The 8,672-nt window shown below is 69.7% G+C and carries 7 protein-coding genes; 5 read left to right on the top strand and 2 right to left on the bottom strand.

The window, feature by feature from the left end; translation table 11 throughout:
* Positions 1-279 (top strand): alpha/beta fold hydrolase (locus tag G6019_RS04385; RefSeq protein ID WP_375539744.1); only part of this gene is annotated, 279 nt, incomplete at its 5' end.
* On the opposite strand, the gene G6019_RS04380 is transcribed toward G6019_RS04385, so the two are convergent.
* The gene (locus tag G6019_RS04380; RefSeq protein WP_182612062.1) at positions 242-2,422 is read right to left on the bottom strand and encodes a prolyl oligopeptidase family serine peptidase; all 2,181 of its coding nucleotides are present in this window, start codon (positions 2,420-2,422) and stop codon (positions 242-244) included. The genes G6019_RS04385 and G6019_RS04380 overlap by 38 nt on opposite strands.
* A gap of 168 nt (positions 2,423-2,590) precedes the next feature.
* Here G6019_RS04380 and G6019_RS04375 point away from each other — a divergent pair, with 168 nt between their 5' ends.
* Both G6019_RS04375 and lpdA read left to right on the top strand, forming a co-directional pair.
* Positions 2,591-2,743: a hypothetical protein gene (locus G6019_RS04375; RefSeq protein WP_182612061.1), complete on the top strand. Its 153-nt coding sequence runs from the start codon at positions 2,591-2,593 to the stop codon at positions 2,741-2,743.
* A 123-nt stretch (positions 2,744-2,866) separates the two neighbouring features.
* Positions 2,867-4,261: a dihydrolipoyl dehydrogenase gene (gene lpdA, locus G6019_RS04370; RefSeq protein WP_182612060.1), complete on the top strand. Its 1,395-nt coding sequence runs from the start codon at positions 2,867-2,869 to the stop codon at positions 4,259-4,261.
* A 141-nt stretch (positions 4,262-4,402) separates the two neighbouring features.
* Here the strand turns inward: lpdA and G6019_RS04365 are convergent, their stop codons facing one another.
* Positions 4,403-5,179 (bottom strand): hypothetical protein, encoded by a 777-nt coding sequence (locus G6019_RS04365; protein ID WP_107757381.1) that lies wholly within the window; start codon positions 5,177-5,179, stop codon positions 4,403-4,405.
* A gap of 226 nt (positions 5,180-5,405) precedes the next feature.
* On the opposite strand from G6019_RS04365, the gene G6019_RS04360 reads away from it, so the two are divergent.
* Both G6019_RS04360 and G6019_RS04355 read left to right on the top strand, forming a co-directional pair.
* The gene (locus G6019_RS04360; RefSeq protein ID WP_182612059.1) at positions 5,406-6,134 is read left to right on the top strand and encodes an HAD family hydrolase; all 729 of its coding nucleotides are present in this window, start codon (positions 5,406-5,408) and stop codon (positions 6,132-6,134) included.
* Positions 6,131-8,632, top strand: coding sequence for a glycoside hydrolase family 65 protein (locus G6019_RS04355; RefSeq protein ID WP_107757379.1), 2,502 nt, complete (start codon positions 6,131-6,133; stop codon positions 8,630-8,632). The genes G6019_RS04360 and G6019_RS04355 overlap by 4 nt, the downstream gene beginning before the upstream one ends.
* Positions 8,633-8,672: the final 40 nt, after the last annotated feature.

The following is an 8,672-nucleotide window of genomic DNA, read 5'->3' as shown; positions in this document are numbered from 1 at the left end:
GCGCGCGCCGATCTCGACTACCGGGAGGGCCTGACCCGCGTCACGGTCCCGGCGCTGTCGGTGGTGATCGCCGACGACCCACTCGCCCCCGAGAGCGCCGCTCGTGGGCTGCTGGCGATGCTCCCCGCCGCCCGGACCTGCCTCGAGGTGGAGCCGGAGGCGTTGGGCCACAACACGTGGGCGCGCACACCCGCGCAGGTGGTCGCCCGGGTGCTGGCCTGGATGGACCGGGAGGTGGCGCTCAGCCCACCTGGGGACGACGAGGCAGCCGACGCCTGAAGAACTCGTACGTGAGCACCGCCTTCCGGGCCTCCTGCGAATTGTCGGCGGCGCCGGCGTGGCCGCCCTCGACGTTCTCGTAGTACGCGACCTCGTGCCCGGCCGCCTCGAGCGCGGCCGTCATCTTGCGGGCGTGGCCCGGGTGCACGCGGTCGTCCCGGGTCGAGGTGGTCATGAGGACCGGGGGGTACGGGCCCTCGGTGGCCGGTCGGACGTGCTGGTACGGCGAGTAGGCGCCCAGGAAATCGTCCCAGTCGTCCGAGTCGGGGTCGCCGTACTCGGCCATCCAGGACGCGCCGGCGAGCAACAGGTGGTAGCGCCGCATGTCCAGGAGCGGGACCGCGATCGCGAGGGCCCCGAACAGTTCCGGGTATCGGGTCAGCATGACGCCCATGAGCAGGCCACCGTTGGATCCGCCGGTCGCCCCCAGCTGGTCGCGGGTGGTGACCCCGGTGGTCACGAGGGCCCGGGCGACGGCCGCGAAGTCCTCGAACGCGCGGGGCCGGTTCTCCCGGACGGCGGACTGATGCCACGAGGGCCCGTACTCGCCGCCGCCCCGGATCCCCGCCACCACGTAGGCGCCCCCTCCGGCGAGCCAGAGCGCCCCGCGCAGGGCCGCGTACGACGGTCGCATCGCCACCTCGAAACCGCCGTAGCCGTAGAGGATGGTCGGTCTGGGCCCGTCGGGCCCGGGGCCCCGCATCACGGTGTACGGCACTGAGGTGCCGTCGTCACTCACAGCCGTGTGACGGGTGACCTCGATGCCGGTGGCGTCGAAACGGTCGGGGGTGGACCCGAGTGTGGTGGTGGTGCCGTCCGCGCGGAGTAACACCAGCGAGGGCGGGACGATCGGACCGGAGACCGCCAGGACGGCGTCATCGGGGTGGGGGCGCTCGTTCCCGTCATCCTCGTCGTCGCCCCCGACGTCGCCCCGGCCGGACAGGCGGTCGCAGGACAGCACGTCCACCGACACGTGGTCCGGTAGCCCTTCGACCGGACGGGGCTCCCAGGCCCCGTCCGCCGACCCGGGGATCGCGTACGCCTCGAGACGGGACTCGGTGTCGTCGAGGATCGTCAGCAGGATCCGGCCCCGGCCCCAGGTCACGTCCTCGACCGTCGTGGAGGGGGTGGGGGAGAACAGCACGACGGGCTCGGGCAGTCGCGAGGGATCGGCGTCGACGGCGGACCACGGCACCACGAGGACCGAACCGCCGGGGTGGGATCGGCCCGCGACCTCGAGGTCGGTGCGCGGGCGCAGCAGCAGCCAGTCCCCGCAGGAACTCACCCGACAGTCCTCGGGCACCGGAATCCGGCGGGGCGCCGTGGTGGCGGGATCGACCCCCGGGGACCAGAACCATTCCTCGGAGGAGTGGAAGTCCGGGGCGCGACTGGCCGTGTACCGGCCCGAAGTGAGGTCGTACGAGGCCCCCACCGCCACGTCCTGCGTCCGCCCGGAGAAGATGACCGGGGCGTCGAGCGGGTCGGACCCGCGGTGCCACACCCTCGCCAGGCGCGGGTAGCCGGAGTCGGTGGCGTCCGATCCCTCCGGGTCCAGCGGTGAGGACAGCAGCAGCGTGTCCCGGTCCACCCAGGACACCGAACTCTTGGCCTCCGACAGTCGGAACCCGCCTTCGGACTCGGGGACGAACCGGCGGGTGGTCAGGTCGAACTCGCGGACCTCCACCGCGTCCGCGCCCCCGCGTGAGAGCCGAAGCAGCGCCCTGTCGTCGGCGGGACGCCGGACCACCGCTCCCGAATAGACCCAGTTGACCCCTTCCTCCGCCGCCAGGGTGTCCACGTCCACGAGGGTGTCCCAGGCCGGGTGATCGACGCCCGGAGCGCCACTGACCAGCACGGACCACGGCACCCGTCGCCACAGCCCGCGGGGATGGTCGGCATCCCGCCAGAAGGTGTAGGCGTACCGGCCCCGCAGGACCGGCCACGCGATGCGGTCGGTGGCGTCGAGGATCTCGAGGGCGCGCGCGTAGGCGGCCTCGGCCTCCGGGCCGGAGGCCAGGTCCGCGACGGTGCGGTCGCTACGTACCCGGACCCACTCGAGAGCCTCGGCCGAATCGACGTCCTCGAGGTGCAGGTACGGGTCGGCTGACGCGGGTGAGTTGTCGGGCGATACGGGTGAGGTCATGCCCCGATGATGCCGTGTGCGGCGTGGGGACATCCGTACCGGAGGTAAGAAATACACAGGCTCTTGTTACCGAGCCGTAGCGTCAGTACCATCAACGACATGCAGGGGTCGCCTGACCCGGCCATTCTCGAACCCCTCGGGAATGCACTCGATAAACGGAGATACACAATGGGTTCTCTCAGCCTCGGTTCGGTCACGGACTCCCTCGGCAACGCCACCGGTACCGGAAGCTCCACGCAGACGATCACCGACCAGATCGCCGATACCATCGGCAACCTCGTCGCCACGGCGCTGAAGTCGGTCCTGGGCAACCTGTCCTGATCGCACCCGACGCGGGTACCGTCGCCGCCCCTCCCCCCGGGAGGAGGCGGCGACGGTCATTTCGGGTGGGGTTCCGCATCGCTCCGGCTCATCCGGGCCGCCCGGAGCGCTACCCTGTGTGGCGTGGCTGACACTCATTACGACCTCATCGTCCTCGGCGCGGGCCCCGGTGGCTACGTCGCCGCAATCCGCGCCTCCCAGCTCGGCCTCAAAGTGGCCGTGATCGAGGAGAAGTACTGGGGCGGGGTATGCCTCAACGTCGGGTGCATCCCCTCCAAGGCGCTTCTCCGCAACGCCGAGCTGGCCAACACGGTGCTGCGTGAGGCCAAGACCTACGGCATCTCCGGTGATGTGTCCTTCGACTTCGGCGCGGCCTACGACCGCAGCCGGAAGGTCTCCGAGGGCATCGTCAAGGGTGTCCACTTCCTCATGAAGAAGAACAAGATCACCGAGATCGACGGCTTCGGCAGCTTCACCGACGACAAGACGATCGAGGTCGACGGCACCGCGTACACCTTCGACAACTGCATCATCGCCACCGGCTCCGTGGTCAAGACGCTCCCCGGAATCGAGTTGAGCGAGAACGTGGTGGACTACGAGGACCAGATCCTCTCCCGCGAGCTCCCGGACTCGGTCGTGATCGTGGGTGCGGGCGCGATCGGCATGGAGTTCGCCTACGTCATGGCCAACTACGGCGTCGAGGTGACGATCGTCGAATACATGGACGGCCTCCTGCCGAACGAGGACGCCGAGGTCTCCAAGGAGATCGCCAAGCACTACAAGAAGCTCGGGGTGAAGGTCCTCACCGGCCACAAGACCACCAAGGTCACCGACAACGGCGACTCGGTCGAGGTCGAGGTCGAGAAGAACGGCGAGGAGGGCAAGACCCAGACGCTGACCGTGGACAAGGTGCTGATGGCCGTGGGATTCGCGCCCCGCGTCGAGGGTTACGGGCTCGAGAACACCGGCGTGGAGCTCACCGACCGCGGCGCCATCGCGATCGACGACCACATGCGGACCAATGTCGAGGGCATCTACGCGCTCGGCGACGTCACGGCCAAGCTGCAGCTGGCCCACGTGGCCGAGGCGCAGGGCGTCGTGGCGGCGGAGACCATGGCCGGCGCGCCGACCCAGACGCTGGGCGACTACCGGATGATGCCCCGCGCCACCTTCTGTCAGCCGCAGGTGGCCTCCTTCGGGCTCACCGAGGCGCAGGCCCGCGACGAGGGGTACGACGTCAAGGTGGGCAAGTTCCCGTTCTCGGCCAACGGTAAGGCCCAGGGCCTCGGCCACGCGGTCGGGTTCGTCAAGATCGTGGCCGACGCGACGCACGGTGAGCTGCTCGGCGGGCACCTCATCGGCCCCGACGTCTCCGAGCTGCTGCCCGAGCTGACGCTGGCCCAGATGTGGGACCTCACCGCCGAGGACGTGGCGCGCAACGTGCACACCCACCCGACGCTGTCGGAGGCCATGAAGGAGGCCATCGAGGGCGTCAGCGGGCACATGATCAACCTGTAGGGCGCCGCCCGGCTCTGTCGGCGACAGGCCGGGGGCCGACGAGAAGAGCGTTCCGCGCACCGCCTCCGGGGCGACGTGCGCGGAACGCTCTCTTCGTATGACCGGGGTGCCGTCGCCGGCTGAGGTGCCGGCGACAGCCTGCTACTCGGCCGTCGCGATCTTGGCCATCTGCGCCTGGTAGATGGCATCCAGCGCGCCGTCCGCGGAGGGCAGGACCGGGTTGGCCGCCGGGTCGTTGCCGCGGGCCGCGTACTCCACGCTCACGGTGGTCTCGCGGGTGTAGCCGTGGATCGCGATGGCCCGGCTCAGCGAACGGGTGCCGTCGGGCCGGGTGGTGATGAAGTCGCTGGTCACCCGAAAGCCCTCGACGCCCTCGAGGGCTGGGGCGTCGTCCACGGTCATGACGAGCTCGACGTCCGGGTTGGTGGTGCTCCGCGAGGAGGTGCAGGCCTCGTACAGCGAGCGGTCCATGAAGTCGTCGAGCTTCTCGCCCACCATGCCGATCCCGAAACGGTGCTCAGTCTCGTCCTCCTCCGACTGCTTGTACCGCACCGCCGCGGTCAGGCCGTCGGTGGTCGCGAAGTTCGAGACCGTCTCCAGTCGGGAGACCCTGTCGCACGCCGGGTCCTCCATGAGCTGCTTGCCCTGGTCGGCGACGAGCTTGTCGACCGCCTCCTGGAGGAGAGCCGGCTCGATCACCTGCACCACACCGCCACCGGGGGCCTCGCCCTCGCCCAGGACCAGCTGGTCGAGAGGTGCCTGGGGCGCGGACTCGTTGACGGTCGTCGTGGTCTGGGCGTCGCCCGAGGCGTCGCCGTTCCCTTCGTCGTCGGACGTGCAGGCCGTCAGTGCGGCCGCGGTGACCAGTGCGAGGCCGGCGATCGCGACACGGCGGGGATTGCGGGTGCGAAGTCGCATCTCTCTCCTTCTAGTACAGAGTCATCGACCATAGTGCCACCGGGTACCCGACAACGGTGCATTGTCGCCCGCGTGGAGGCATGGTGATCCGCCCTCCACCCCCGCGCCTCAGTGAGATGGGCCGCACGGGGGGAGGTGATGGGCTCGGTCCCCGGGCCGGGTGTCTACCCTTGATGCGTCACCGGTTGAGCCCGATCGGCCCACCGACCCGGAAGCAGGATTCGACATGGACCATGACGGCATCGATGCTGTGCTCTTCGACCTCGACGGGGTCATCACCCCGACGGCCGAGAAGCACATGCAGGCGTGGAAGCGGATGTTCACCGCCTACTTCGCCGACCGCGGGATCGCCCCGTACTCGGACTCCGACTACTTCCACTACATCGACGGCAAACCCCGCGTGGAGGGTATCGCGTCGATGCTCGCCGCGCGCGGCATCACCCTCCCCGAGGGCGACGACGAGGACTCGCCCGACGCGGACACGATCAACGGCCTGGGTCAGCGCAAGAACATCGTCTTCCGCGAGCTGCTCGACGAGGGGATCGAGCCCTACCCGGGGTCGGTCGCCTACCTCGACGCCCTCGACGCCGCCGGGATCGCCTCCTGCGTGGTCTCCAGTTCCAAGAACGCACGCCCCGTGCTCGAGGCGGCCGGATTGCTGGACCGTTTCGAGGTCATCGTCGACGGCCTGCTGGCCCAGGCGGATCGGATCCCCGGCAAGCCCCGCCCGGACACCTACCTTCGGGCCGCAGAACTGCTGGGCGTGCCCGCGGGCCGCTGCGCGGTGATCGAGGACGCCGTCTCGGGCGTGCAGGCCGGCGCCGCCGGCGGGTTCGCGCGCGTCGTCGGTGTGGATCGCGGTGCGGGGCGTGAGGTACTGCTCCGAGAGGGTGCGGACATCGTCGTCGACGACCTGGCGGACCTCATCCCCGGGCTGACGGAGGCACGGTCATGACACCCGTCCCCCCCGGACGCGGCCCGGTCCACGACACGATCGGGCAGTCCGTCCCCGGCAACATCCGGACGACCTACGGCGTCAACCTCCGCAGTCACCTGGAGGTGCCGGAGATCAACCGCTCCACACACCCCGCGGACCCGTGGCGCTGGGTGGAGACCAACCCCAAAGCCACTGCGCTGGGCGTCTCCGAGACGCAGTTCGCCGTGGCCAACGGGTATCTGGGCATGCGCGGCAACCCGGAGGAGGGCCGCGACTCCCACACCCACGGCACCTACGTCAACGGATTCCACGAGACCTGGCACATCCAGCACGCCGAGGACGCCTTCGGGTTGGCGCGCGAGGGCCAGACCATGGTGGAGGCCCCCGACACCAAGACCATCCGCGTCTACGTGGACGACGAGCCGCTGCGCGTGAGCGAGGCCGACCTCGAGCACTACGAACGCAGTATCGACTTCCGCGACGGGATCCTGCGCCGCGAGCTGACCTGGCGGACCCCGGCCGGCAAGAAGGTGGTCATCCGCACCACTCGCATGGTCTCGATGGTGGAGAAGCACCTCGCGGTGATGACCTACGAGATCGAGCTCCCCGAGGAGCCGGCGCCGGTCGTGATCTCCTCGCAGGTCCTCAACCGGCAGGACGGCGAGGACGAGTACCACTCCGCCGAGACCGTGCCCGAGGGGTTCGATCCGCGCCGGTCGGACGGCTTCGACCACCGGGTGCTCGAGCCCGTGGTCTCCGCCGGCCAGCGCGGGTACCAGGTGCACGGGTACCGCTGCGCCAACTCCGGGATGTCGATCGCCGTGGCCGTGGACCACGAGGTCGAGACCGAAGACGAGATCGCGATGAGCGTGGAAAGCGATGACGACGCGTCCAAGGTCGTCTACCACGCCCACGTCACGCCCGGCCGCGTCCTGAGGCTGACCAAACTGGCCGCCTACCACACCTCCGAGAAGGTCCCCGCCGGTGAGCTCGCCGACCGGTGCGCGCGAACCCTGTCCCGGGCGCGCGACCGCGGAGTGGAGGACCTGCAGCGCACGCAGCGCGACTGGTACGACCACTTCTGGCACCGCGGGGACGTGGAGGTCGACGGCCCGCCCGAGACCCAGCAGGCCATCCGATTCAACCTGTTCCAGCTGGCCCAGGCCTCCGCGCGCGCCGAAACCTACGGGATCGCCGCGAAGGGCGTGACCGGGAGCGGCTACTCGGGTCACTACTTCTGGGACACCGAGACCTACGTCCTGCCGTTCCTCACCTACACGATGCCGCGCTTCGCCCGGAACGCCCTGCGCTTCCGTTACTCGATGCTCGACAAGGCCCGCGCCCGCGCCCGCTTCCTGTCCGTGAACGGCGCGCTCTATCCGTGGCGGACGATCAACGGCGAGGAGGCCTCCGCCTACTACGAGGCCGGCACCGCGCAGTACCACATCAACGCCGACATCGCGCACGCGATGGTCAAGTACCTGTGGGCCACCGGTGACGAGGAGTTCATGATCCGCGAGGGTGTGGACGTGTTGGTCGAGACCGCCCGGATGTGGGTCTCCCTCGGGTTCTTCGCCGAAGACGGGTGTTTCAACATCCACGGCGTCACCGGGCCCGACGAGTACACCACCGTGGTGGACAACAACCTGTTCACCAACGCCATGGCGCGGTTCAACCTGGCGGCGGCGGCGGTCGCCTGCAAGCGCATCGCCGAACTGGGTGACGGCCGGTGGGCGGCGATCTGCCGGCGGCTGAGGATCGACGACGGCGAGATCGCGGAATGGCGGCGTGCCGCCGAGAACATGGTGATCACCTATGACGAGACCCTCGGCGTGCACCCGCAGGACCAGGACTTCCTGGCCAAGGAGGTCTGGGACCAGGATCTCGAGCACCCGCGTCGCCCGTTGCTGCTGCACTTCCACCCTCTGGTGATCTACCGGCACCAGGTGCTCAAGCAGGCGGACGTGGTGCTGGCGATGTTCCTGCGGGGCGACGAGTTCACCGAGGAGCAGAAGCGGGCCAACTTCGAGTACTACGATCCGCTCACCACGGGTGACTCCACTCTCTCGGCGGTCGTGCAGTCGATCATCGCCGCCGAGATCGGCTACTGCGACGAGGCCTTCGAGCACTTCTCCAAGGCGCTCGTGGTGGACCTGGCGGACGTGCACGGCAACGCCGCACACGGGATCCACGTGGCCTCGGCGGGTGGGGTGTGGTCGGCGCTCGTGAGCGGGTTCGGCGGGATGCGCGACTACCGCGGCGACATCTCGTTCGACCCCCGGGTGCCGGCCGAATGGGGCGCGTTGACGTTCCGGCTGACCGTGCGCGGAACGCACGTGCGGGTCCGGTGCACCCACACGGAGATCACGATCGTCAACCTCAACGGTGCGGATTTCGACTGCACCGTGCAGGGGCGGGCGGTGACGGTCCCCGCCGGCGAGACGCTCTCGTTGGAGCTGGACGAGCGGGCGCGTGCCTGCCTGACCCGCGCCGAGACCATCGCCGGGGAGCGCTGAGGGCAGCGCCGGGGCGGGGAGGCTGAACCGGGGAGCAGAG

Source organism: Dietzia sp. DQ12-76 (assembly GCF_014145045.1).
Classification (GTDB): Bacteria; Actinomycetota; Actinomycetes; order Mycobacteriales; family Mycobacteriaceae; genus Dietzia.
Note: the sequence above shows the minus strand (reverse complement) of the source record. Positions and strands in the feature narration are given on the sequence as shown.

Excerpts from the sequence above, each read along its gene's own strand:
- G6019_RS04380 (WP_182612062.1), bottom strand. The coding sequence starts at position 2,422 with ATGACCTCACCCGTATCGCCCGACAACTCACCCGCGTCAGCCGACCCG.
- G6019_RS04375 (WP_182612061.1), top strand. The coding sequence starts at position 2,591 with ATGGGTTCTCTCAGCCTCGGTTCGGTCACGGACTCCCTCGGCAACGCC.
- G6019_RS04365 (WP_107757381.1), bottom strand. The coding sequence starts at position 5,179 with ATGCGACTTCGCACCCGCAATCCCCGCCGTGTCGCGATCGCCGGCCTC.
- G6019_RS04360 (WP_182612059.1), top strand. The coding sequence starts at position 5,406 with ATGGACCATGACGGCATCGATGCTGTGCTCTTCGACCTCGACGGGGTC.
- G6019_RS04355 (WP_107757379.1), top strand. The coding sequence starts at position 6,131 with ATGACACCCGTCCCCCCCGGACGCGGCCCGGTCCACGACACGATCGGG.